Raw genomic sequence first — 24877 nt, 5'->3', positions numbered from 1 at the left:
ATTTATTCTTTTTTTCTTTTCTTCAACAGTACGACCAGTCCGATGAAGGTGATGACGACAAGACTGCCTGCAATCACTCCGTTCACCCTGTTCTTACGTACCGTTTGTTCGGAAGTCAGTTTGTGTTCTTTCAGTACGACATCCTTGCCATCGGTTGCGGATGCTTCGTGTACCTCCTTCATGTTCTGGGTATAGGTCTGCTTCTCGCTATTATCCAACTGGTCGGCAACGAACGACTGTAGCTTGTCATTGTCGCAAACGAATTCGGTACAAGCGGCACCTTTTTCGCGTGTGATTTGTGCATGCAGGGAAGCAGTGGTTTTCAGTTGCTCATCAGATGCTTTCCAGTAACCTTTGCGGGCGCTTTCCAGCATGACGGCTGTCATAGCCTGGAATGCGGCGGGATTGACGCGGAGGAAGTACTCGTGAATGCCCAGCTTATTCTCATCCTTTATATACATTCTATACAAGTCATTGAACAGTTCTTTGTCCATGGCCGACGGACGCATGACGTGCCAGCCGAAGATGTTGCGGAAGATTTCGCCGAACATCTGCGCCGAACCTTCCCCGCCTTTCATCCGCTCTTGTATAAAGGTAGGGTTCAAGATGGTGGAACGTGTCTCTACGGCAATGGCCTCTTTGGCATCCTGCATGCGGCGGTTGGTCCGGTTGCGGTAGTCTGCCATATAAGCATCCGGTTCCTTGCCGGTCACGGTTTTGACGGTGAGCGAGAGTCCACCCGTAAATTCGTATACATGATCCAGGGAGATGGGGCCCCATGTGTTACTTTGACGGGGCTGGATGACAACATCCGTTTCGGACAGTGCCGAGGCAAACAAACCTTCCTGGACGTCTCCCCAATTTTCGTCGTCCCCATAAGAGGCACCCATATTGTTGAGGTATCCTTCGGCTATCTCCTTTTCGCTTTCCCACGAGCCGCTGTGCTCGGTATAGGCCATCATACCGGTACTGTATCCGCTGTTGACCGGTCCGAATACACGCATCACAGACATTTCACGGGCACGTTTGGGGGAAGTTCCCTTTTCTACCAGTAATTTTTCCTGCAACAGTGTACCCGATGCCACATAGTTGGGATAGGTCTCATCTCCGGCTTCCGATGTCAGACGTATAGCATCGGTCAGTAACTTCAAGCGGGAACCGGCTATGTCGCGTAGCTGTCCGGACACTTGTACCAGCACATTGATGCGCGGACGCCCCAGTTCTTCACTGGGCACCAGTTTCAGGTCAACCACTCTGCCTTGGGCGTCGCGTACGGGTTCTACTCCCAGCATCCAGAATACCTGGGCCAGCGTAGCTCCTTCCGTATTGATGAATTCGCCTGCCCAGAAGGTATAGCTTACTTTCCGGGGATATTCGCCGTGCTTGCTGATGTACTGTTTTAAAGTCGCTTCTGCCAATCGCTTTCCATCTTCCCAAGCCCTTGGGTTGGGAGTATTCTCGGCGTTGATGCTGTACATGTTGCGTCCGGTGGGCAGAACGTTCGGGTTCAGTACGGGGTCACCTCCCGGCGCAGGGAATACGGTTCCTCCGCTGAGTGCACGCACCATGGCATTCTGTTCGTTGACGGGGGAGGCAAGCAACTGTTCGCGATAGAGTAGGGCGGGGCGAAGCTCCGGTGCTACAGATGCAGTATCCTTGGGTGGATTCTGGAGTAAGGCGGTCAGCCTTTTCCTGGCGGCAGGCAAGTAGTGGTGGGCTATATAGGTGAAGTCTTGCAACTGCTCTGTGGTGATTTTGCCTTTATCGCGGTCCTTGCGGGCCGTTTCGTATGCCAGCGGGTCGGCAGCGACGGCGAGAGTGGTAGTCAGCAGGTCGCGGTCAGAATAAGGCTCGTTCATGGTGTAGTACGCACCCAGTATCTTTTCGTTGGCTATCTCTTCGGTGAAGGCATCCAGACGTTCCAACTCCTTGGTTGTGTAGGGGTCACTGGAGATGGAGTCGAGGTTGAGGTCGCGATGCAGTCCCAGACGCATGGCTTCTTTTTTGATACTTATTCCTAGGGTTCGGTGTTTTTCGGTACCTTCGTCCAGCACTTTGTGAATATCTTCGAGCAAGGCCGAATAGCGTTGGCGCATACCGCTCTCCACGTAGGGCGGAGTGAGATGGGTGACCAGTACGGCATGTGTCCGGCGTTTGGCAATGATACCCTCGCCTACGTTTCCGGTGGTATAGAAATAGAAGTGGGGGAGGTTACCAATCAGTACATCCGACCAGTCGGCCTGCGACTGTGCCACATTCTTTCCGGGCGTGTATTCCAAGTTGCCGTGGGTGCCGAAGTGAATCACTGCATCTGCCTTGAATCCTTTTTGCATATACAGATAAGGAGCCAGGTAGCTGTGGGGCGGCGCTACCGGCATTCCATGCACCAGTTTGAACTCATCATCTCCCAATGCCGGGCGGGGCTGGGGGAAGAGTAGGATATTGCCGAATTGCAAGCAGGCAATGGCAATACTGTCCTCTGTTACCAGCAGATTGCCGGGCGCATCTCCATATCTGTCTGTTACTTCCTGATATTTCTCGGGAAGGAGTACTTCGTGTGCCCATTGTTCGTATTGCTCGGTAGAAAGCCATATCGGGTGTGCCGTTTTCAAAAACTGTTCTTGTGCTCCTTTGGCATACGAACCCATGACGGCACCGTCACGATGTATCCGCTTGCCGAACTCCTCTACAGTAGCAGGCAGTCCACTGACGTCGTACCCTTCCGAACGCAGGCGTTTCAAGAAGTTATAGAGTGAAGGAATCACTTCCATACCGCTTGCCAGCAGGGCGTCTTTTCCCGGAGTCTTGAAGTAACAGATAGCAACGCGCTTTTCTTTGTTGGACATGTCTCTCAAGGACATGTACTTGGTAATATGGTCCACTACGGCATCTATCCGTTCATTTTCAGCGGTGTACAGATAGTATCCGTGTTTGTTTTCGTTTTGGGTAGCGATGCAGAGGGGTAGCATGCCTCCATCTATCTCAGGCACCACTACACGGGCGGTCAGTGTGCCACCGCTGACGGGGGTATCCGGGTCCAGCCATTCCTCGTGGGGCTGAATCAGCGGGAAGGGCATGAATAAAGGAATGTTTTCCTGGTGCAGCCAGTTGATGAGTGAGTCATTGCCCAGCCGTCCCATAGGCAGGTAGACTACTGCATCGGGATGGAGGGTACGTATCATATCGGCACGCGGTTGACCTCCGGCTGTGAAAGGATAGACATTGAAGCCTGCTTGTGTCAAGCACGTGATGAGGGAATCTACGTGGGCACGGTTTCCTTCCATCGGAAAGTTGAGTCCGGAAATCAGGGCAAGGTTGCGTCCGTCCTCATGGTAGAGATTTTTTTCTTTCAGATAGGCGGTCACCTCTTGCGGAGTACTGAAGTAGCGGCCGTATTCGCGGTGGTAGAACATGTTCTCCAGCAATGGGATGGGAGGCTCGTAATCCTGGTGTCCCCACCGGTGGGGAGTGGCGATGTGGCGCAGGTAGAGTAAGGCATTCCGGTAGTTGTGCTTGTTGCCGTTCTTGAGATACTCCCGTAGCGTATGCTGTTGTTCATTGGTAACATTGTGATTGAGGGAGAGGGTGAAATTTCGTAACGTATTCGTAAAGACTGGTACTCCGCTGGCACCCACCCGTTCCACTTCGGCAATCTGGCCGTCGTCAAGGTATAGCCCTCTGCTGTACATCACGATGGCATCATAGCCGGAAAGGTCCTTCACCTCTTCTTTTTTTATGCAGGTGACTTCTATCCGGGCGCAGTCATTGTTCAGGGCAATGTCGGCAGCTTGTGCCAGGGTTGCGTTGATAATAAGTATATGTGTAGGAGCAAGCCAGTACTGATAGGCCGCAAAGCTGCAGACAATCAATAGGGCTATGCTGCCGAGGAATATTCCAAGTCTTTTCTTATTCATACAAGTTTATTCTCGTTAATAGCGTTTTTGTCTTTTACAACATTTTCTTCTTATATAATTCACACTTAACGCCACACCCGTGATGCAAACGGCTGTACCTCCAAGCAGCAATACCCAAAGCACAGTCTTGCGCAGGGTGGCATTGGAGTTCAGACCGGGCAGACGCATGCGGTGCAGGGCTGTATAGCTCCAGTATTTCCAGCGGGAGGAGGTGTCTACATGGCGGATGATTCCCGTTTCCGGGTGAATGTAATAGACGCTCCGGTCCGGGTCGTCCACCGTTATCTTCCAGACGGGAAGCTGGGGTCGTCCGCGATACATATTGCTCATGTCGCGATAGTAGGTCTCGAAATGTTCGAGCCGGGAGATACGTATGCCGGGGATATGTTGTGAAGAATCACGCTGGGAGGTATAAATGCTTTCCACGCCTTTCAGGATTTCTTCTTCGGAGAGTTGTAACGGACGCGGCAGGCTGTCGGCGGCATCGATGTAATACTCGTTTTTTCTATCTTTTACGATGTAGTAGGGATGTTCGCGGAAGTTGCGCCACTCTATCTGCAAAGCTTGGGGATAGGCAGCTATGACACGGCGGTAGTCCAAGGGGTAATCCTCCGGTTGTGGGGCACGGGCATGGAGCGTGCGTGTGGCGCTGCCTTTCTTCAGTGCCGGTTTATGAATCCATTCGGGAATGTCTGCCAGAGACATCATGCCGCTGAAGGTGAAGGTCAGTACGAAGATGCCGAAAAAGATTCCGCTGACGTAGTGCCAGTGATACCATCTTTTTCGGTAGGGGGAGAACTTGGGATGGCGGCTTCGGTGCGTCTTACGCCATACATCCACAGTTACCCAAATGCCGGCAATGACCATGAGACAACCCAGAGCTGTGAGCCAGATGACGGTCTTAGTCCAAAGGACGGTGTCCTGCCGCAGCCAGGTGAAGTATACCCAGTGGGGAATGGCACCCAGCCATGCCCAGAAGCGTTCGCTTCTGTTGGAGAACTGCAAGGCCTCACCGTTTTGTGAACTCAGATAGAGCTGTGTCCCGGCATCGTCGGCAAAGTATATTTTATAAATGGGCATTTCCTTTTTCAGTTCAGCGAAGGGAATCCATTGGTCCAGAGAGTGGAGGGTGTCGATACGGGTAATGGGAGAAGAACACCACAAAGCTGCTGTCCGGTGCAGGTGTTCACTGTCCAGAGAGGGTCGTGAGATGGTGGAATCGGCAAGGAAATGAAGCGTGCCTTTTGTGGTACTAAAGCTGAACTCGGGGTGTCCGGCATTGAGGTTCAGTATCGTAGACCTGACCTTTACGCCACGGGGCAGGCGGGCTGTGACGGAGGAGATGTCCGGAAGTGAGTCTCCGGTTTGGGAGAGCATATCCAGCTTTTGCATTTTCTCTTTGGCGCTGACACGGGGAAAGCGGTGGTACATCATCACGAAGGCGGAGAGGAACCACATGAGAAATAGGATACAGAGCAAAGTGCCCAGTATCCTATGAATAGAGTACATCAGTTTGGTGATAACATTCATTGTCGTTCGCGTTTTTCCTGCAAAAGTACAAGATGATTCAAGAACACTAAATACCCACTAATGGGTATATTATTCTGTGTCTTTTCCGGCAGCATAGGCCGCCTTCTTCGTCATGATGTCCAGCATGCGGTGCTTCAGTCCGAAACGGATATGGTCAATGAATATTTCTTGAATTTCCGGAATTTGTCCCAGTCCTTCCAGTTGTGCACTGACGGTGAAGCCTTCTTTCTCGAGCATCTCCTTCCACTCTCCGGCAATGTCGTTTTTGGCATGGTCTCCGGCAACAAACATGAAGGGTATGAGGGTCACACGTTTGGCTTTCCCGGCTTTCAGTTGTGCCAGCATGGTGTCAAAGGTTGGATAACCTTCGATGGTGCCCACATGGAAATTGGTCAGTCCGCCTGCTTTCAGCATATAGTCCATCTGACTGTAGATGGCGGTACTGGGGGTATAGGTGCCGTGGCCCACAAGGACGAAGTGTTCTTTGGTAGCTTTCTTGCTTTGTGCCGGGGCGTTGTAGCGGTTCCCCAGAATACTTGCCACTTTCTCTGCATCTTCGATAGAGTAGAGCAGGGGAGTACCTACACGTATTTCCTTGAAGAAGGGTAGTGCGCTTTCCACATCCCGGCGGAGGGATTCCATTTCTACTCCGTCAATGATGTTGGTACTCTGTACGATGAGGTGTGTGTAACCTTCGCTGCGCAGTTTCAGCATGGCATCCAGTGGAGTCAGCTTCGTGATGCCGCGCTCTTTCAAGCGGCGGATGATGATGCGCGACGTATAGGCTTCTTGGAACTTCAACTCCGGGAAGGCGGCTTGTGCCTTGGCGTTGATGGCATCAATGGTAAGGGCACGGGTATCGTCATGCGTAGTGCCGAAGTGCACCATGAGCAGGGCGGCCTTGTCACCGGGTTTCATACTTGCAAGCATATCGCTGTGCTCGTAATTGCCTCCCCCGTGCGCATGGCAGAGGAGGAGGAAATTACAAAGGAATAAAAAGACAAACAAATTCTTCATAAATACTGATGCTTGTTTTAATCGTTCTCTATGACACGTATCATATCGAAGTAGAAGCGTCCGTCCACTTCGGCTCCTTTCTCTACATTACCGGTCTTGATGTCATAGATGTAGATAACGGCGTTGGCATCTTCTTCAGTGTTTACACCAATGTATGCTTTGTTGTTGAAGATGACAGAACGCTGTGAGAAGCGACCGCCGCTGTAACCGATTTCCTTGCCATCATAGCTTAAGCGTGTCTTGGTTCCGGTGGTAAGATCGAGGATGGCGTAGTAGTGAGAGTAAGCGTCGATGCCGGGTTGCTTATCTGCAGCGGGTCTATCGGCATTGTCATTACGTGCATACACTAAGGCTTTGTTCCCTTCCAGATATTGAACGGTCAGCAATTTGCCGTCGGCATTGGGATAGCCGTTGTAGGAAGCGTCGAATTCTGTTTCGCCTTTGTTGATACGTAGCAGGATGCCTTTGAAAAAAGCGTTATCTTCTTCGTGGAAACAAGCTAGGTAGAGATTGTCTGCTTCGTCGTACATTACGCAGTTTTGCATCAGTTCTCCGTAAGCGCTTCCTGCCATTTCGCATTCGATGGGAGAGAGCACATCTTTTTCTACTTCCATGGTAGAGGGGTTGATAATGGCTGTATGGAAGTTAGGCTCTTGCTGGTCTATATTCGTCAAACCGTCTGTCTCTTTCCAATAGTAGAAGTAGTACAATCTGTTGTCTGATTTGCGGTAGGTGAGGATACCGGAGCTTGTCAGTTTGAGCCAGTTGGTGGGGGCTGGTATGTTGAGTTCACCTTCAGCAAGGATAGTCAAGTCCTCTGCGTTCAGTTTCGTATAAAGAATCTTGTCCTTCTTACCATTGGTAGACATGATGACGAGTGTGTTGTCATCAATCCAGGCATGTGTGTAGGAACGTACCTTATAGCTGTTGGCCTTGAAAGGACGTTCTGCAATAACCTGAACTGCATTGTTCTTGATTTGATATTTTACGAAACGGTCGTTGGTTGCGGGTATTTGGTAGTAATATTTTCCTTTTGAGATAGTCTCCATGGAGTAATCTCCCAGTTCCGAACCTTCTCTTTTCACAGTGATGACACCCTGCTCTGCGGCCAATGAGTTGACGCTATGGACGATAGTGGTATTCTTGCTACTCATCCCGCCGTGCTTGTCTACGGTTACAAATAGGTCGAAGTGATAGTTATCCTCATTGACTTCCGGGTCCGGATTAGGATTAGGTTCCGGGTCATCATCGGAACACGCTGTGAATGACAGTGCCATCATGGCAGCCATAAAGGCAATCAGTGTAAATTTGAATTTTCTCATTTTGAATGAATTATTAAATGATTAGTTAATGAATAGTCTGAATTTAGCAAAAAAAGCACGTCCGGGCTTCTGCAGCTTGTAGTTGTCATAGGCTGTCTTGTCGAGGAAGTTGGTACACTCCAAAGCCAGATTATAGCGTCCGCGTCTCCATGAGTAAGTGATGTCGGCATTACAGATGTGCTGGGCGGGAATGCGTGCCTTGTTGTCATACGAGCCGTAAGCTTCCCAGGTCAAAAAGTACCAGTGCACCCACTGATAGGTACAACCCAGGCGCAGTCTGCTTTCGGGCAGGGCGATGTTGCGGAAGGTATAGTATGCTTCTACACTGCCAAAGAGCCAGGGACGGTTGGGCACACGGTTGTTGTAGGTGGCGGAGGGTTTTCCGTCGCCCTTGTACTTCTGCTGGTCGCGGGTGTCTTGGTAACTGACGTTGGTGGAGAGCTGCAGTCTGCCTTGCCAGTCGTAGCGTATTTCCCCTTCCACACCTTTCACGTGGACGGCAGGGACGTTGGTATATTGCATCGTGCCTTCTTTCTCGGCAATGCTGGTCTGAATGTAGTTGTTTACCTTGCGGAAAAATCCGCTCATCTCGTAATAGAATGTATGTCCATTGCCCGGGTGCCATGTGCCGAATAGAGAAGCATTGAAGTTGTTACTGTTTTCCGGTTTCAGTGCCACGTTGGCATAGATGGTGGTACCGTTTCCCAACAGCTCGCGGGCAATGGGTAGTCTCACACTATGTTCGTAGGATACTTTGATGGATAAAGGTTCTACGATGGTGTATCGAAGTCCAGCACCGTAGCCCAAGTAGTTCTTGGTGGTGGAACCTTGCACATCCTTCGAGCCGGTCACGCTGGATTGGTCGGTCTGCCGGATATTGGGATGGTTGATGTAGTCTTTTATGAAGAATACGTTTTCCATCTTGCCATCCAACAGAGACTGGTTGTAGGAGAGTCCCAGGATATGTTTGGTAACCACATCTTTTGACGGCTCGAAGCTGGTATCAAGGTCATCGAAGCGGTCGTTTCCGGTACGGCTCAAATGGTAGTTCAGATTAAAGCTGTGATGGGTATTCAGCTGATAGTCCAGGTTGGTGCGCATAATGGTGAGCGGACGCTTGTAGTGGCGCATGGATGGTTCTTTGCCCATAATCTCGTTGCGCTGGCTCACGATGTATCCTCCATCCCAATAGTACTTCCGATAGGCAGTGTCCACGGTCAAGGAATGGTCCCAGGTGTGGGAGAGGGAGGCATTCAGTTGCATGTTCTTCAGGATGAAGTTGTACTTCTGATAGCGGGCAGAGATGTTCCAGGAATCGGAATTCCTTTCTGCCATTCCGTATACTTTGTTTTGGACAGACCCCGTCTGCAGTTCCTTGTCTGTTTTTGAATAGGAGGCGGAAACAAAGAAGGCATCAGCCCAGGATTTGTTGACAAATCCGGCTTCCACCTGTGCCAGTAGCGAGAAGTAGCCGTCATGAAAACGCTTGGGATTGCCATATATGAAATTGTCTCCGCTTTCGTCGCGCATCTGCACATTCTTCATTCTATAATCGTTTTTGGAGTAGTTGATGCCAACGGTTGGCCGGACTATTAGTCCGGTTCCCTTTTCTACGAACTGGGTGTTCAGGTCCGTCTTGTGTGTATGGAAGGAGCCGATGCCGTAAGATACATCCAGATAATTCTTCTTCTCCTGCTTTGTAATGATATTGATGGCACCGCCCAGTGCATCTGTTCCCAAGCTGGCAGGGACTACTCCTTTGTATATCTCAATCCGGTCTATGATGTTAATGGGTAAGTTGGCGAGGGAAACACCGCTTCCTTTGGTGTCCAGTGGCATTCCGTCCAGAAAGTAGCGGATTGAATTTCCGGACAAGCCGTTGATGGAGAGGTCGAAGTCCGAGCCAACCCCGCCTTCCTCTCTCACCTTGATGCCCGTTGTACGGTTCACCAGGTCGTTGAGGTTATTTAGTGAGTTTACTATCGGCTTGATGTCGAGTGCATTGACAGCAAAGGCCCCTTCCTTCACTTTCTGCGTTTGGGTCTTTCCGTATACTTCGACAGAATTCAATGCCACGGCGCTTTCCTGCAATGTGAAATTCTGTTTTTTATCCTGCCGGATGTCGAGGGATTGTTTCACGGTTTGGTAGCCCAGGAAGGAGACGACGAAGGTGTGTTTGCCCGGAGCGACTTGCAGTGAATACTTCCCCCGGTCGTCCGTATAGGTGCCGGAGGTGGTGTTTTCCACAGCGATGGTGGCTTGGGCTATCGGTGTCCCGTGCTGGTCTATGACTTTTCCGGATAAGGTGACCTTATTCTGTGCCATACTACCTGCAGGCAGTAGGCAGATAAATGTAAATAGCAGTCCTGTGATGAATCTCATTTCAGTTCCTTATAAGCGTTCGTAACTTGCCCTCAAGGAAAAATGAACAAAGAGAAAGATTCCTTTATATGGATAAAGAATGCCTCGACTCAATGTTTTGTTGCTTTATTCCCCGAAAGCACTAAAACTATGTTGTCTTGGCAGGTCTTCTGACTTATCCCTCTTTGAATGCCTTCCCATCCGCCGGGCGGACAGTGGCTTGTAGAATATTCAAAGATTTTGGAAGGACTTACAGCAGCGGGTCTGTTCAGGATTTGCACCTGATTCCCTTTTTCATCACTCATCTCCAACAGAACCGGGAGAGGTGAAACCAAAACTGGGACAAAGATAACAAAAACTATTAGGTTTGCGAATACTCCTGATAATTTTTGTTATCTTTGCCCGCGAATTGGTTCCGGATGCATGTTTCCATCATCTGGATTAAAAGGGAATCGGGTGTAAATCCCGGACAGTCCCGCTGCTGTGAAGCTCCGTTTATATCATGAAAAACACCCTTGCCACTGATATGCATTGAAATATCGGGAAGGCTTCAGGATTAGGAGTCAGTCAGAAGACCTGCCATTCATTAAAGGCTGCCTTTGCTCGTGGGTTAGGAAGACAGTACGAAGATATTAGTTGAACATTTAAACAAGAAATGGAATGCCTTTGTTAAAGGTATGTCCGCATTGTGGTGTGACTATATATATCCTTTATATATTAAAGAAAAAGTAAAATGATTAAGAAAGTATTGATTGCCAACAGAGGTGAGATTGCCTTGCGCGTCATGCGTTCGTGCCGGGAGATGGGACTGCTTACGGTTGCGGTCTTCTCCGAGGCCGACCGCACCTCTCATCATGTGGCATATGCCGATGAGGCTTATCCGATAGGACCGGCCGTGGCAAAAGAGAGTTATCTGAATATTGAAAAAGTGATTGCCACGGCAAAGCGATGCGGTGCCGATGCCATCCATCCGGGTTACGGCTTTTTGTCGGAGAACTCGGAGTTTGCACGCCGTTGCAAGGAGGAAGGGATTATCTTTATCGGTCCCGCCGCCGAGACGATGGAGGCGATGGGCGACAAGATAGCTGCCCGCAAGCGAATGATTGCGGCAGGCGTACCCGTGGTTCCCGGAACGGAACAACCTTTGCAGAGTGCCGAAGAAGCCGTGCGCATCTGCAACGAGATAGGTTATCCCGTGATGCTGAAGGCGTCTATGGGTGGCGGTGGTAAAGGTATGCGCCTTATCCATAACGAGAGCGAAGTGGTGGAAGCCTACAACACGGCACGCTCCGAGTCCATGTCCTCCTTTGGAGACGACACGGTCTATCTGGAAAAGTTCGTGGAAGAACCCCACCACATCGAGTTCCAGATATTGGGCGACAACCACGGCAACGTCATCCACCTCTTCGACCGCGAATGCTCCGTGCAGCGTCGCAATCAGAAGGTGGTAGAAGAAAGCCCGTCACCCTTCCTTACGCCGGAATTGCGCCGGGAGATGGGAGAGAAGGCGGTTGCCGCAGCCAAGGCAGTAAACTACTCCGGTGCAGGTACCATCGAGTTTCTGGTAGACAAGAACCGTCGGTTCTACTTCCTCGAAATGAATACGCGCTTGCAAGTAGAGCACCCCATCACGGAAGAAGTGGTAGGCGTGGACCTGGTGAAAGAGCAAATCCGCATTGCTAACGACGAGGTGCTGCACCTCAAGCAGGAGGAACTGTTCCAGCGCGGCCATGCTATAGAGTGCCGCATCTGTGCCGAAGATACGGAAAACAACTTCATGCCGTCTCCCGGTGTCATCAAGCAACTGACGGAGCCGAACGGAATCGGTGTGCGTATAGACAGCTATGTGTACGACGGCTATGAGATTCCCATCTACTACGACCCTATGATAGGTAAGCTCATCGTATGGGCAACCACCCGCCAGTATGCCATCGAGCGTATGCGCCGTGTGCTCTACGAGTACAAAATTACGGGCGTAAAGACCAACCTTGCCTATCTGAAGCGCATCATGCACGTGCCCGACTTTGTGAAGGGAGAGTACAACACCCTCTTTATCGAGAAGAACGCCCGCATGCTGGTACGCACCAACACTGCCAACGAAGAGTTGGAGAACATAGCCATGATAGCTGCCTATATGGACTATCTGGTTAATCTGGAGGAGAATGTTTCGGCACAGCTACCCGATGCCCGCCCCATCAGCCGTTGGAGGGAATTTGGCTTGCAGAAGGGAGTGCTCAGGATTTAAGGAATGGATAATTGATAATGGATAATTGATAATGGATAATTAATAATGGAAATACATATAGGAGACCGTATCGCAGACATTACCCTGGTGGGTAAGGAAGGGAATAAGGTACAACTTACCATTGACGGAAAGCCCTACGAAGTGGACATTGTGATGGCAGAGAACGGAAGTTGCTCCATCCTGCACAACGGAAACTCGTTCAACGCAGGCCTTGTGCGCGGCGAGGGCGGCAAGAGTTATGACATCAGCATGCTCCAGCGTTCCTTTCATGTGGACATCGTGGACACGCAAGCCAAGTATCTGCACATGAAGAAAGGAGCCGACGAGAAGCAGGGCGACAAGATTCTGGCGCCGATGCCGGGCAAGGTAGTGAGCATCCCCGTCAAGGTGGGCGACCGACTGGCTGCCGGAGACATTGCCGTGGTGCTGGAAGCCATGAAGATGCAGAGTAACTATAAGGTAAATGCCGACTGCATCGTCCGCAACATCCTCGTGGGCGAGGGCGAACCGGTAAATGCCAACCAAGTATTGATTGAATTGGAGTTGATAAAGGAGGAATAATCCCGAGTCGCATTCAGTCCGTATATTATAAATCACTAAATTGTAAATGCAAATATGAACAGAGAAGAAATATACCGCCAGTTTGAGGAACTGGATAAACGTGCCTCGCTGGGTGGGGGCGTAGACAAGATAGAGAAACAACACGCCTCCGGCCGCATGACTGCCCGCGAACGTATTGACATGCTGCTGGACAAAGGCTCGTTCAATGAGCTGGACAAGTTCGTGAACCACCGTTGCACCAACTTCGGCATGGAGAAGAAACAGATTGCCGGAGACGGCATGGTGTCCGGTTACGGAAAGATAGACGGCCGCCTTGTATTTGTCTATGCCTACGACTTCACGGCGCATGGCGGTTCGCTCAGCGAGACGAATGCCGCAAAGATTGTAAAGGTGCAGCAGCTTGCCCTGAAGAACGGTGCTCCCGTCATTGCCCTCAACGATTCGGGCGGCGCACGCATCCAGGAAGGTGTGAACAGCTTGGCAGGCTATGCCTCCATCTTCTATCAGAACACCATTGCGTCGGGTGTCATTCCGCAGATATCCGCTATTCTGGGTCCGTGTGCCGGTGGGGCATGCTACTCTCCGGCGCTTACCGACTTTATCTTCATGGTAAAGGAGCAGAGCCACATGTTTATCACCGGTCCGGACGTGGTAAAGACCGTGACCCACGAGGAGGTGGACAAGGAGGAACTGGGCGGTGCCTATACGCATAGCAGCAAGAGCGGCGTTACCCACTTCATGTGCAATACGGAGGAGGAGACACTGATGAGCATCCGCGAGCTGCTGAGCTTCCTGCCGTCCAACAATATGGAGGATGCTCCCTTCACTCCCTGCTCCGACGATATCCATCGCCGGGTAGAGGCGCTTCAGACCGTCATTCCTGAGGACCCGAACATGCCCTATGACATCAAGGATATTATAGAACCGGTGCTGGACAACCAGTACTTCTTCGAAGTGATGCCTCACTTTGCCAAGAACGTCGTTATCGGTTTCGGTCGTCTGAACGGGCGTTCGGTAGGTATCGTGGCAAACCAACCTGCCTATTTGGCGGGTGTGCTCGATATTGATGCCAGCGACAAGGCGGCACGTTTCATTCGTTTCTGCGACTGCTTCAACATCCCGCTGATAACCTTCGAAGATGTTCCCGGCTTCTTGCCCGGAACGATGCAGGAGCACAACGGCATCATCCGCCACGGCGCCAAGATTGTCTATGCCTATGCCGAGGCCACCGTGCCCAAGATAACGCTGATTACCCGCAAGGCATACGGCGGCGCCTACATCGTGATGTCCAGCAAACCGACGGGTGCCGACGTGAACCTGGCTTATCCGCAGGCGGAAATCGCCGTGATGGGTGCCGAGGGTGCAGTGAACATCCTCTACCGCAAGTCCTCTGCCGAAGAGAAGCAGGAGATTATCAAGGAGTATGAAGACAAGTTCTCCAACCCTTACCGCGCCGCCGAGCGTGGCCTCATAGATGAGGTCATCATGCCGCGTGACACCCGCTACAAGCTGGTGCAGGCATTGGAGATGGCGCACAACAAGAATCAGAGCAATCCACCGAAAAAGCACGGCAACATGCCTTTATAATAGTAGTTATTTTTTATGTGTGAAATGCGTATCCCCGGAGAAGTGATTTCTGTGGGGATACACTTTTTAAATAGAGAATTAAGAATTAAACAATAAGGCTGAAAAGTAAAAACTAAAGATAGAAACTATGGAACTATTAAGAAACCTCTTTGAGGGTTATCCCAACCTTTGGGGCGGAGGAGTGGCACACTCTGTCCTAATTCTGTCCCTGGTCATCACCTTCGGTATCATGCTGGGCAAGTTGAAGGTGGCAGGCATCTCGCTGGGTGTCACCTGGATTTTGTTTGTGGGCATTGTCTTCGGACATTTCGACATGAACCTCGACGAACATCTGCTGCACTTCCTGAAGGAGTTCGGCTTGATACTGTTTGTCTATTCCATCGGTCTGCAAGTGGGACCGGGATTCTTCTCCGCTTTCAAGAAGGGCGGACTTACGCTGAACATGGTAGCAATGCTTTCCGTCTTCCTCAGCGTGGTTATCACCATTGTGTTGCACTTTGCCACCGGAATCCCCATTACTACGATGGTGGGTATCTTGTCCGGAGCCGTGACCAATACCCCCGGTCTGGGTGCTGCCCAGCAGGCAAACAGTGACCTCAACGGGGTGGATGCTCCGGAAATCGCACTCGGATATGCCGTTGCCTATCCGCTGGGTGTGGTGGGCTGCATCCTGGCGCTGCTAGCCTTGAAGATTTTCATGCGGATTAATACCCAAAAAGAAGAGGAGGATGCCGAGCACGGGCTGGGTCATCTGCAGGAGCTGACCGTGCGTCCCATATCGGTAGAGATACGCAATGAGGCAATAGACGGCAAGCGGATCAGAGATGTGAAACCATTGTTGAACCGTGCGTTTGTCATCTCCCGCATCCGGCACACCGGCAGTCAGGAAACAGAACTGGCGAATGCCGATACGGTGCTGCACATGCAGGATGAAATTCTGTTCATTGCCAACCCGAAAGATGTGGAGGCCATTGTTGCCTTCTTCGGAAGAAAAATTTCGGTGGAGTGGGAACGGGAGGACAAGAACTTGATTTCACGCCGCATCCTCATCACCAAGCCGGAACTGAACGGCAAGTCTCTGTCTCAGCTCAAGATACGTAACAACTTCGGTGCCTGCATCACCCGTATCAACCGTTCGGGCGTGGATCTGGTGGCAACTCCCCACTTGCAGTTGCAGATGGGAGACCGTGTGACGATTGTAGGCAGTGAGCTTGCCGTGAGCCATGCGGAGAAGGTATTGGGAAACTCGCTGAAGCGTCTCAACCATCCAAACTTGATTCCTATCTTCCTGGGTATTGCCCTGGGATGTATCTTGGGCAGTCTGCCGTTCATGTTCCCCGGCATTCCCCAACCCGTGAAACTGGGACTGGCCGGTGGACCGTTGGTGGTTTCCATCCTCATCAGCCGTTTCGGGCCTCAATATAAGCTGATAACCTACACGACGATGAGTGCCAATCTGATGATACGCGAAATCGGTATCGCCTTGTTCCTGGCCTGCGTGGGGTTGGGTGCAGGAAAGGGATTCATCGATACCATTATCTACGAAGGCGGCTACGTGTGGATTGGATACGGTGCCATCATCACGGTCGTTCCGTTGCTGGTGACAGGATTCATGGGGCGCTATTTCTGGAAGCTGAACTACTATACGCTGATAGGTGTGCTGTCCGGAGCTAACACCAATCCGCCTGCATTGGCCTATTCCTCGGACTTGACATCCTGCGATGCCCCTGCGGTGGGATACGCCACAGTCTATCCGCTGGCTATGTTCCTGCGGGTGCTGACGGCTCAGTTGCTGATACTGGCGTTGGCGTAGTTTCACCATAGATAATCTATGGTACATAGGTTGATTTGATAACAAGTAATGTAAAGGGAGCTAACAAGTAATGTTAGGCTGCTTTACATTACTTGTTATTTTTGTTTGTAGTATTCCTCCGCTTGTGCCAGTGTCTCCGGTTTGCCGATGTCGAACCAGCGGAATCCTTGCAGCGGATAGCCTTGTATGTGCACCTTTGTGCAGGCGGACAAGTAGAAAGGAATGATGGAGAACTTGCCGTTCCACTGCCCATCGTCCATCAGGTGGAAGAGGGAGGGGGAGATGATGTGGATACCTCCGAAGGCGAGTTCCCGGTACTTCGTTTCCCGGTAGTCGAAGCCTGCCGGTTTCACCTCTCCGGTGGACTTGTTTATCCAGCCGTGCAGGTGGTAGTCGTCGTCAAAAAGGAGATAGCGGGAAGTCTTGCGCTCGCTCACAAGCAGGGTAGACTCCGCATCGCTCTCCAGATGGTGGCGGTAGAGACCTGCAAGGTCAATGTCCGTCAGAATATCCGCGTTGTGCACCAGGAAAGGTTCTTGTCCGTCCAGAAAGGGGCGTGCCTTTTTGATGCCTCCTCCGGTGTCGAGCAGCATGCCGCGTTCGTCGCTGATGTGAATCTCCGTGCCGAAGTTGTCGTGGGCACGGAGGAAGTCGATAATCTGCTCCCCGAAGTGGTGGATATTGACCGTTATCTCGTTGAATCCTGCTTCCTTCAACCGCAGTATCACCCGTTCCAGCATGGGCTTTCCTGCTACGGGAACGAGGGCCTTGGGCATGTTGTCCGTCAAGGGGCGCAACCGGGTGCCTAGGCCGGCGGCGAAAATCATGGCTTTCATATTGGCATATTCTCACATTAGCACATTAAACTTTGGCCTTAAACGTCTGTTCAATATTCTGTTCTCTATGTATCAGGTTCACTTGCACGCCGAACTTCTTGTGCAGATGTTCCGCCAGGTGTTGTGCCGAGTACACGGAGCGGTGCTGTCCGCCGGTGCAGCCGAAGCAGACAGACAGATTGGTGAAGCCGCGTTCCATGTAGCGCTTCACGGAAGCGTCGACAAGGGCGTAGGCATGCTCCAGGAATACGGCTATCTCGCCGTCGTCTTCCAGGAAGCGGATAACGGGTTCGTCCAGTCCCGTGAAGGGTTTGTAACGCTCGTACTTGCCGGGGTTGTTCACAGCGCGGCAGTCAAAGACGAAACCTCCTCCGTTGCCCGTGGAATCTTCGGGGATACCTTTTTTGTAGGCAAAGCTGGTGACTTTCACCACGAGGCGGCGCTTTTGCAGGTCGTCTGTAAACTGTTTCAGATCGGTGAGTTCGCGCAGAATCCGGCAGAGGTAGGGATATTCTGGATAAGGTTCTTGGAGCAGTTGGCGAAGGTTCTCGATGGCGAAGGGGACACTTTGTATGAAGTGGGGCTTCTTCTCGAAGTAACCGCGGAAACCATAGGCACCCAGCACCTGCATGGTGCGGAACAATACGAAGTGGCGAAGCTGGGCATAGAAATAAGCCTCGTCCACGGGCTGGTACTTGCGCAGGGCGTCGATGTATTCCTTCAGCAACTCTTGGCGCAGGCTGTCGGGATAGTTTGCTTTGGCCTGCCACAAGAAGGAGGCAACGTCGTAGTAGACCGGACCTTTGCGTCCGCCCTGGAAGTCGATGAGCCACGGTTCGCCGTCCTTTATCATAACGTTACGGCTCTGGAAGTCGCGGTACATGAAGGTGGCGGAGCTGCTACGGAGCAACACGTCTGCCATCTTCTGGAAGTCGTCTTCTAGCCGGTCTTCCTGGAAGTCCATTCCCGTAGCCTTGAGGAAGCAGTATTTAAAGTAGTTCAAGTCCCACAGAATGCTGCGGCTATTGAACTCTGCCTGCGGGTAGCAGTAGGAGAAGTCCATGCCGTCGGCTCCGGCAAACTGTACGGCGGGCAGCAGACGGATGGTCTTGCGCAGCAACTGTTTCTCTTCCTCACCGAATACGCTGGTCTTGCGGCCTTTCTCGATGGCATTGAATAGGAGCGAGTCGCCCAGGTCTTCTTGCAGATAATAGATATCATCTTCGGAGCGGATGAACACTTGCGGTACGGGCAGTCCTTTCTGGCGGAAATGTTCTGCCATGTAGAGGAAGGCGCGGTTCTCCTCCACAGACTCTCCGCTGACGCCGATAAGTGTAGGGTTTCCGGTGAGGCGGAAGTAGCGGCGGTTGGAGCCGGAGGAGGGGAGTTCGTCAATCTGTTCCGGTTCGTGTCCGGTATGTGCGATGTAGAGTTTCTTAAGTTCTTCGGTTATCATGGTGGTATGTTTTATTTTCGCAGCTAAGATAAAACTTTTGTCGGAGATATGCTTACCTTTGCAGGAGGAAAATATTTAATTTGATAGCTTCATAATGGATTCCATTCCTCAGTTTCTCATAGCCGCCCCTACATCGGGCAGTGGAAAGACCACCGTCAGTCGTGGACTGATGGCATTGTTTGTGAAGAAAGGTCTGAAGGTGCAGCCTTTCAAGTGCGGTCCCGATTATATAGATACTAAGTATCACGAGGCGGTATGCGGCCGTCCTTCCATCAATCTGGATACTTTCATGGCATCTCCGGAGCATGTCCGCAGTCTGTATGCACGCTATTCGGCAGATGCTGATGTTGCCGTGGTCGAGGGGATGATGGGGATGTACGACGGATACGACCGCGACCGGGGCTCGTCGGCAGAAGTGGCACGGCTCTTGGGTATTCCTGTGGTGCTGGTGGTCGATGCCAAGTCGGCTGCCTATTCCATGGCTCCTTTGTTGTCGGGGTTCATCAATTTCCGTCCGGATATACGTATTGCGGGAGTTATCTTCAATCGTGTCGGCTCACCCCACCACTACCGGATGCTGCAGGAGGTCTGTGAAGACTTGAACGTGACTTGTCTGGGTTATCTGCCCAAACGGAAGGAACTGGAGCAGGAGTCACGCCATCTGGGGCTGGATTTCAGCCGTTCTAAGGAGACGGAGGGGCTGGACATGCTGGCAGGCTTGCTGGAGGAACATGTGGACTGGGAACTGCTGCTCTCGACAATCGGGCTTCCATTGCCTGCGGCGGCTGTGGAGGAGAAGTCGGTACTATCAGAGCCGGGGAAGCTGCATATTTCGGTAGCGCGCAACGAAGAGTCCTTTTCCTTCCTCTATGCGGAGCATCTGGATATTCTGCGCCGTATGGGCACGGTCACTTTCTTCAATCCGGAGCATGACCGGCCTATTCCGCAAGAGACGGATTTGCTCTATCTGCCCGGCGGCTATCCCGAGAACCGTCTGGAGGAACTTGCCGGGGCAAGGCTTGCCAGGGAGTCTATCCGCAGCTATATAGAGGCCGGTGGCAGGACGCTGGCAGAATGCGGGGGGATGATATATCTTTCGCAGTCCGTTCTTTCTGATGGGGATACGGACGGGGGAAGTATTAATACCGATGGAAGAAGCACCGGGAACAGTGTAAGCAATGTCGGAAATGAGATGGTGGGAGTATTACCTTTCAGCATCACGAACGAGCGTAAACGCAGGAAACTGACATTGGGATACCGTCGGTTCGACTATAACGGATGGCGGCTTAAAGGACACGAATTCCATTATACGCAGCTTGCTGTGCCCGAAGCTGGTGGAAAAGAAAGTGGTGCGTACAGTCTTACTCCCTCGATAGTGCAGGTTTTCAATGCCAGAGGAGAGAAGGTCGCTACTCCCATTTTTCGTTATAAGAACCTGATTGCCAGCTATACACATCTGTATTGGGGCGAGATGGATGTGATGTCTTTGTTCGGTGGAGCCTAATCTTGTAAAACATCTTTTGAATCTGCTGGACTTTCCTTCTTTTTCCTTTCATGTTTTGCTTGAAAAGTCCCGGTATTTCTGCATATTTATATTCCAAATTTGTTTGTATCTTTGCGATAGAGAAAAGGTCTACGGGCTGTGAGGGAGTCCCCTTTACAATCCGGGCTATAGTAGCTGATTTTGAAGAGTTATCCCATGCAGGAAAGTCCTCTACACGTACCTCTGTAAAGGATGAACATCTTAAAATGGAGTTTGTCGATGGTGATTCGATTGGTGTTTTTGCCATAAAGGACGGTGCTATAATGGATGATATTGATAATGCCAAATTGGTTTACAATAGGTCAAGCGGCAGTTGGAATCCGGTGGGAAATGGTACACTTTATTGGTATGATGGAGTGAGTTATGTCGCATACTATCCATATAGGAGGAATATCACAATAGATGTCTCAAAGGGTATGGACGGAGCTATTGCCTCACTGACCGGGAATGAAAAACTGCAACCTTCGAAAGACCAGTCCACAACAGAAAAGCATATTGTCAGCGACTTGTTGATTGCCACCGGCGTACCTGCTATTGACAATTCTTCCGGAATAATCTTGAGCTTGCAGTTTCAACACCAGTTTGCATTGCTTGTGTTGCAACCGCAAGTATACGTAGGTTGTTTTGCTCCTGAAAAGGCAGGCTTTGTTTACCATATGGAATCGAGGGTTTTAGGAACAGACTCGGTAGCTATTAATGTGAGTCTGAATGGTATTACTCCATATCAGATAGATTCTTTGAAATATTGTGCCATTGTTCCGCCACAAGCAAATGCACGGGTTACCGGAAACTATACGACTACCAATGGAAGAGATGATACGAATATAAAGATAAATTATTCGGGCAGCTCCATTACTCTTGTTTCTGGAAAATGCTATACTCTGAAAGTTATCAGTCCCGTACCCGGTAAAGGAAGTATAGAAAGAAAGCTTTATCCCGGGGATTTTATCTTTCAGAACGAAATCGATAGAAGAATAGAGGTACATCCAGGAAATGGAATGTTGGAAGAAGATGGGAAAATCTATGATTATAAAAATGCTATCGGAATGGTAATTACTTGCGATCCGGAAAGGATGACAGACAAGAAGTGCAATGAAAAGGGATGGAATCATGCCTATGTGATGATGTTGGATAGTTTGAAAGAAGGGAATTGGGGACCGGTGGATTTAATCGAAGTGGGTATTGACACAATATCAATAGCTGATGTAAAGTCAAAGCATGATTTTAGTAGAATCAAGAATAACATGAATGGCTACTCTGAAACTTTACAGATACTGGCAAATCATGAGAGTGATGCATCTTTTGTAAGCGACTGTCGTGCTTTTTATCTGGTGAAAACTTACAATAACAGCAATAAGGTACCGGATGGGATTGAACGCAGTCCGTGGTTTCTGCCAAGTATAGGGCAATGGTTTGATATGTTGGTGAATATTTGTGGAAGATCTCCGGAAAACTTCCAGCACAATACCGGTAATGGTTTACAAGATGAAAAGTGGGGACAGGAAACGTTAGATAAATTAGAAGGACAGTTATCCAAAGTTGGTAAATCGTTACCGCAGTTTAACGTGAACTACAGACTTGGTTTCAGTTGCAGTTCTCAATATGATAAAGATAGAAGCTGGATGCTTCTCTGGCATATTGATGATCCCTTATATAAGTGGGAAAGGGTTTGCTTACAAGGATATAATAAGACTTCTGCATGGCATGTCCGGCCGTTTTTTGCATTTTAATCATTCCTTGATTAAAAATAGTCCTAATCTAAGTTTGAATTCATTATGAAAAAGTCCGGATAACGCATTGATATTTTATGTAATTTCGTTTGTGTTCTCGAAATAGTGGAGTATCTTTGTTTTCATTTAAATATATTATGATTATGAAACTGAATACTTATCGCTTGTCTTCTTTGGAAGACCCTACTGATGAACAACTGCATGCTTTGATGGAACAAGTGGCTGTTGCGGCCCGTGAAAGTTCTCGCAAGGCAAAAAGAGAATTGGAGCGGAGAATGCAAGAGGTGAGAGAAAAATTGAAAGCATATAGAGCTAAAAATGTAAGTGATATATCCATGTGATGAACGAAAAAAATCCGACACTTTGTATAGTAGCTGGTCCGAATGGTTCGGGTAAAACTTCTACGACAGTGCAACTGCTTCATAATGAATGGGCAGAAAATAGCCTTTACATTAATCCTGATAATATAGCGCAAGAACAATATGGTGATTGGAATTCTCCCGTTGCAGTATTGAAGGCAGCAGAATTGGCGACTAAAATGCGTTATGAGTGTTTAAGGAAAAGGCAAGATTTTGTATTTGAAACAGTCTTTTCCTCAGACGAAAAACTTGCATTTGTTGAAGAAGCAAAAAAAGCAGGATTTTTTATTCGCATTTTTTTTGTCTGTACAAATAATCCTGAGATAAATGTACGGCGTATTATACAGCGCTATTTGAATGGAGGGCATGAAGTTCCCATTTCCAAAATTATTTCCCGTTATTATAAATCGTTATTGAATATAGGCAAAGCAATATCCTTGGTTGATAGGGTATATGTCTACGATAATTCAATAGAAAATCAAATTCCTCGATTATTGTTCCGCACTGTAAACGGGACCCTCTTCAAACAATATGTAGAGGAAATCCCGCAGTGGGCACAGTTCCTTATCAAATAGAGAATGAAAAGAGTCTATACCAAAACTGGAGACAAAGGAACAACAGGTATTCATGGTGGCATGCGCGTGCCGAAAGACGATATCCGTATCGAAGCAAACGGATGTCTTGATGAATTGAATGCCGTGATTGGTATCGTGCGCTCCATGCTGGCGGCAAAAGATGCCTGGCAGGAGTTGCTGCATGCTGTCCAGCGGGAACTGATGGTGGTGATGAGCCATGTGGCCACTCCTTCGGGAGTGGTGAACCCTAATCCGCTTTCTGCCGCAGAGCTCACGCTACGCTGTGAGCAGGAGATGGATGCCATGACCGTCCTGCTGACGGACAACGGCTACTTCCTTTTGCCTGGTGGCACTCCCATATCAGCCCAACTGCAGTTTGCCCGTACCGTGGCCCGCCGTGCCGAACGCCGTTTGTGGACACTCCATCGCCAAGACCCCGTGAACGAGGATATTCTGCGCTTCATCAACCGCCTTTCGGACTTGTTCTTCGTCATGGCCCGCATGGAGATGCAGCGGCAGGACTGGCCGGAGGAGAAATGGCAAGAGTTTGCCTACAAAAGGAAAAGACAGTAAGCACTTATCGCTAACCGCCGGGAAGCTGTTTTCAGCATAGGGATTCTATTTGCTGTCCGAGCCTTAAATCATACAGACATGCCCGTACTTCCGCTTCGCTGCCGATATGCTTTCCTGCATCGTCGGACAGCTTCACGCATTCGCGCCATTCCTGGTTGACGTTCATCTTGCATTGCGTCAGTTTCATTACAATGTTGGAGGGCTTGAATCCGGTATCATTCGTCAGATTGGTGCCGATGCCGAAGGAGCAGCGGATTTTGCCCCTGCAATGCTCCTGGATGTCGAGTGCCTTGCCAAAATCGAGCGCATTGCTGAAGACGATGGTTTTAGTGGTAGGGTCGATGCCCAGTTCGCGATAGCGGGCAACGAGCTTGTCGGTGAAATCGAATTCATCGCCGGAGTCGCAGCGTACACCGTCGAATAGTTTGGCCTGCTTGCGGCTCAGGTTACTTAAGAAAATGCCGGAGGTATAGGTATCGGACAGTGCGATGCCCAAGTCACCGTCGTACACGTTCACCCAGTTTTCCAAGGCCATGTAGTTGGCGTGTTTGTAGCCGAACTGTGCGCCGTGGAACATGAACCATTCATGCGGATGCGTCCCCATAGGCTTCATGCCGTATTTCATGGCGAAGTGGCAGTTGGAAGTCCCGGTACAGTATTCGGCGGCTTCCTTCAGACGGTCTATGACTTTGTCCTGTACCTCGAACGAGAAGCGTCTCCGGGTGCCGAACTCCGAAAAATACAGCTGGTGTCGGTTGGAGAGTGCCACCTTTTCGGACAGTTTGCAGAGTATGCCGTCCATGTCGGCCACGTTTCCCAAAGAACGGTTCTTTATTTCGGATACGATGGAAAGCAGGGGGACTTCGTAAAGGGTGGCCTTGTACAGATAGTCCGTGATTTCAATGTTCAGGTGCCGGTCCTCGTCCAGATGGATGCTTACCTTCTCCGGCTGGAAGCGGAAGGAGGAGAGCCACTCCCAATAGACCCTCGGCAGGAAACGGCAGTGGCGGGTCATGTATTCCAGCTCTTCGGCAGTAAGTACGGTCTGTGCCAGGCTGTCCACCGCCTCTTGCAGTTCCTTCAGAAACGTGTCCGTATAGGCGGTGTCGTCTCTGTCCTTGAAGCTGAAAGTGCCCATGGCATAGGGAAACAATTTGATGTAGGCATACGAGGTGGTGAATTTGTAAAGGTCTGTATCGAGTATGGTATGAATCATGGCAAAATATTCTTTAGTTATGATGTTCGATTTTGGGGATGAAGATAGTGAAAATTTCTTATTTGACCAGCCTCTATCTGTTAACAACGGCATATTCCTATTAAACCATGTTATAAATGAGACCGTCATGGACAGAAATTTTGGAGAATTCGGAGGAGTCCGTATATTTGCAATGTGTTTTTCATAGTATTAGATTTAAGGTTAACAAAAGATTGGCTGTCTGGGATAGATAGCCTTTT

17 protein-coding genes and 2 riboswitches are annotated in these 24877 nt (G+C 50.1%); of the genes, 9 read left to right on the top strand and 8 right to left on the bottom strand.

Features of this window, described 5'->3' with window-relative positions; translation table 11 throughout:
- Nucleotides 1-2: 2 nt before the first annotated feature.
- From DWX62_RS05585 to DWX62_RS05565, 5 genes are all read right to left on the bottom strand, one after another.
- On the bottom strand, nucleotides 3-3914 hold the full coding sequence (locus DWX62_RS05585; RefSeq protein WP_120172640.1) for a cobaltochelatase subunit CobN: 3912 nt from the start codon (nucleotides 3912-3914) through the stop codon (nucleotides 3-5).
- Between the two features lie 15 nt (nucleotides 3915-3929).
- Nucleotides 3930-5444 (bottom strand): PepSY domain-containing protein, encoded by a 1515-nt coding sequence (locus tag DWX62_RS05580; protein ID WP_005836677.1) that lies wholly within the window; start codon nucleotides 5442-5444, stop codon nucleotides 3930-3932.
- Between the two features lie 69 nt (nucleotides 5445-5513).
- Complete coding sequence (locus DWX62_RS05575; RefSeq protein WP_117681281.1) at nucleotides 5514-6461, bottom strand: sirohydrochlorin cobaltochelatase; 948 nt, start codon at nucleotides 6459-6461, stop codon at nucleotides 5514-5516.
- 17 nt (nucleotides 6462-6478) lie between these two features.
- A complete protein-coding gene (locus tag DWX62_RS05570; RefSeq protein WP_117599539.1) occupies nucleotides 6479-7783 on the bottom strand; it encodes a hypothetical protein in 1305 nt (434 codons plus the stop codon).
- Between the two features lie 21 nt (nucleotides 7784-7804).
- Entirely contained in the window at nucleotides 7805-10165 is a 2361-nt protein-coding gene (locus DWX62_RS05565; protein WP_009038544.1) for a TonB-dependent receptor, read from the bottom strand.
- Between the two features lie 121 nt (nucleotides 10166-10286).
- Nucleotides 10287-10495, bottom strand: a riboswitch (cobalamin riboswitch).
- Between the two features lie 42 nt (nucleotides 10496-10537).
- Nucleotides 10538-10743: riboswitch (cobalamin riboswitch) on the top strand.
- 134 nt (nucleotides 10744-10877) lie between these two features.
- On the opposite strand from DWX62_RS05565, the gene accC reads away from it, so the two are divergent.
- The 4 genes from accC (at nucleotide 10878) to DWX62_RS05545 (ending at nucleotide 16350) form a co-directional block, all read left to right on the top strand.
- Entirely contained in the window at nucleotides 10878-12389 is a 1512-nt protein-coding gene (gene accC / locus DWX62_RS05560) for an acetyl-CoA carboxylase biotin carboxylase subunit (RefSeq protein ID WP_005829359.1), read from the top strand.
- A 45-nt stretch (nucleotides 12390-12434) separates the two neighbouring features.
- Complete coding sequence (locus tag DWX62_RS05555; RefSeq protein ID WP_005829357.1) at nucleotides 12435-12950, top strand: acetyl-CoA carboxylase biotin carboxyl carrier protein subunit; 516 nt, start codon at nucleotides 12435-12437, stop codon at nucleotides 12948-12950.
- A gap of 54 nt (nucleotides 12951-13004) precedes the next feature.
- Nucleotides 13005-14537, top strand: coding sequence for an acyl-CoA carboxylase subunit beta (locus DWX62_RS05550; RefSeq protein WP_009038542.1), 1533 nt, complete (start codon nucleotides 13005-13007; stop codon nucleotides 14535-14537).
- Between the two features lie 127 nt (nucleotides 14538-14664).
- Nucleotides 14665-16350, top strand: coding sequence for a putative transporter (locus DWX62_RS05545; RefSeq protein WP_009038541.1), 1686 nt, complete (start codon nucleotides 14665-14667; stop codon nucleotides 16348-16350).
- Nucleotides 16351-16445: 95 nt separating this feature from the next.
- On the opposite strand, the gene DWX62_RS05540 is transcribed toward DWX62_RS05545, so the two are convergent.
- Together DWX62_RS05540 and DWX62_RS05535 are read right to left on the bottom strand one after the other, a co-directional pair.
- A complete protein-coding gene (locus DWX62_RS05540) occupies nucleotides 16446-17186 on the bottom strand; it encodes a nucleotidyltransferase family protein (RefSeq protein WP_009038540.1) in 741 nt (246 codons plus the stop codon).
- Nucleotides 17187-17211: 25 nt separating this feature from the next.
- Nucleotides 17212-18642: an RNase adapter RapZ gene (locus DWX62_RS05535; protein ID WP_117681283.1), complete on the bottom strand. Its 1431-nt coding sequence runs from the start codon at nucleotides 18640-18642 to the stop codon at nucleotides 17212-17214.
- 94 nt (nucleotides 18643-18736) lie between these two features.
- Here DWX62_RS05535 and DWX62_RS05530 point away from each other — a divergent pair, with 94 nt between their 5' ends.
- From DWX62_RS05530 to DWX62_RS05510, 5 genes are all read left to right on the top strand, one after another.
- Nucleotides 18737-20146, top strand: a complete 1410-nt coding sequence (locus DWX62_RS05530) for a cobyrinate a,c-diamide synthase (RefSeq protein WP_117681284.1) — start codon at nucleotides 18737-18739, stop codon at nucleotides 20144-20146.
- A gap of 50 nt (nucleotides 20147-20196) precedes the next feature.
- A complete protein-coding gene (locus tag DWX62_RS05525; RefSeq protein ID WP_120172639.1) occupies nucleotides 20197-21915 on the top strand; it encodes a fimbrillin family protein in 1719 nt (572 codons plus the stop codon).
- A gap of 143 nt (nucleotides 21916-22058) precedes the next feature.
- Nucleotides 22059-22256, top strand: a complete 198-nt coding sequence (locus DWX62_RS05520; protein ID WP_005836934.1) for a hypothetical protein — start codon at nucleotides 22059-22061, stop codon at nucleotides 22254-22256.
- Nucleotides 22256-22849 carry a zeta toxin family protein gene (locus DWX62_RS05515; protein ID WP_120172638.1) on the top strand — a complete coding sequence of 198 codons (594 nt, stop codon included), beginning with the start codon at nucleotides 22256-22258 and terminating at the stop codon, nucleotides 22847-22849. The genes DWX62_RS05520 and DWX62_RS05515 overlap by 1 nt, the downstream gene beginning before the upstream one ends.
- A gap of 3 nt (nucleotides 22850-22852) precedes the next feature.
- Nucleotides 22853-23422: a cob(I)yrinic acid a,c-diamide adenosyltransferase gene (locus DWX62_RS05510; protein ID WP_035448420.1), complete on the top strand. Its 570-nt coding sequence runs from the start codon at nucleotides 22853-22855 to the stop codon at nucleotides 23420-23422.
- 31 nt (nucleotides 23423-23453) lie between these two features.
- On the opposite strand, the gene pncB is transcribed toward DWX62_RS05510, so the two are convergent.
- On the bottom strand, nucleotides 23454-24638 hold the full coding sequence (pncB, locus tag DWX62_RS05505) for a nicotinate phosphoribosyltransferase (protein WP_120172637.1): 1185 nt from the start codon (nucleotides 24636-24638) through the stop codon (nucleotides 23454-23456).
- Between the last annotated feature and the right edge of the window lie 239 nt (nucleotides 24639-24877).

Source organism: Bacteroides sp. AF20-13LB (assembly GCF_003603065.1).
GTDB classification, from domain to species: Bacteria; Bacteroidota; Bacteroidia; order Bacteroidales; family Bacteroidaceae; genus Bacteroides; species Bacteroides uniformis.
Note: the sequence above shows the minus strand (reverse complement) of the source record. Positions and strands in the feature narration are given on the sequence as shown.

Excerpts from the sequence above, each read along its gene's own strand:
- DWX62_RS05535 (WP_117681283.1), bottom strand. The coding sequence starts at position 18,642 with ATGATAACCGAAGAACTTAAGAAACTCTACATCGCACATACCGGACAC.
- DWX62_RS05510 (WP_035448420.1), top strand. The coding sequence starts at position 22,853 with ATGAAAAGAGTCTATACCAAAACTGGAGACAAAGGAACAACAGGTATT.
- DWX62_RS05575 (WP_117681281.1), bottom strand. The coding sequence starts at position 6,461 with ATGAAGAATTTGTTTGTCTTTTTATTCCTTTGTAATTTCCTCCTCCTC.
- DWX62_RS05550 (WP_009038542.1), top strand. The coding sequence starts at position 13,005 with ATGAACAGAGAAGAAATATACCGCCAGTTTGAGGAACTGGATAAACGT.
- DWX62_RS05545 (WP_009038541.1), top strand. The coding sequence starts at position 14,665 with ATGGAACTATTAAGAAACCTCTTTGAGGGTTATCCCAACCTTTGGGGC.
- DWX62_RS05515 (WP_120172638.1), top strand. The coding sequence starts at position 22,256 with ATGAACGAAAAAAATCCGACACTTTGTATAGTAGCTGGTCCGAATGGT.
- DWX62_RS05585 (WP_120172640.1), bottom strand. The coding sequence starts at position 3,914 with ATGAATAAGAAAAGACTTGGAATATTCCTCGGCAGCATAGCCCTATTG.
- DWX62_RS05570 (WP_117599539.1), bottom strand. The coding sequence starts at position 7,783 with ATGAGAAAATTCAAATTTACACTGATTGCCTTTATGGCTGCCATGATG.
- DWX62_RS05555 (WP_005829357.1), top strand. The coding sequence starts at position 12,435 with ATGGAAATACATATAGGAGACCGTATCGCAGACATTACCCTGGTGGGT.
- DWX62_RS05540 (WP_009038540.1), bottom strand. The coding sequence starts at position 17,186 with ATGAAAGCCATGATTTTCGCCGCCGGCCTAGGCACCCGGTTGCGCCCC.
- DWX62_RS05520 (WP_005836934.1), top strand. The coding sequence starts at position 22,059 with ATGAAACTGAATACTTATCGCTTGTCTTCTTTGGAAGACCCTACTGAT.
- DWX62_RS05525 (WP_120172639.1), top strand. The coding sequence starts at position 20,197 with ATGTTTTGCTTGAAAAGTCCCGGTATTTCTGCATATTTATATTCCAAA.
- accC (WP_005829359.1), top strand. The coding sequence starts at position 10,878 with ATGATTAAGAAAGTATTGATTGCCAACAGAGGTGAGATTGCCTTGCGC.
- DWX62_RS05565 (WP_009038544.1), bottom strand. The coding sequence starts at position 10,165 with ATGAGATTCATCACAGGACTGCTATTTACATTTATCTGCCTACTGCCT.
- DWX62_RS05530 (WP_117681284.1), top strand. The coding sequence starts at position 18,737 with ATGGATTCCATTCCTCAGTTTCTCATAGCCGCCCCTACATCGGGCAGT.
- pncB (WP_120172637.1), bottom strand. The coding sequence starts at position 24,638 with ATGATTCATACCATACTCGATACAGACCTTTACAAATTCACCACCTCG.
- DWX62_RS05580 (WP_005836677.1), bottom strand. The coding sequence starts at position 5,444 with ATGAATGTTATCACCAAACTGATGTACTCTATTCATAGGATACTGGGC.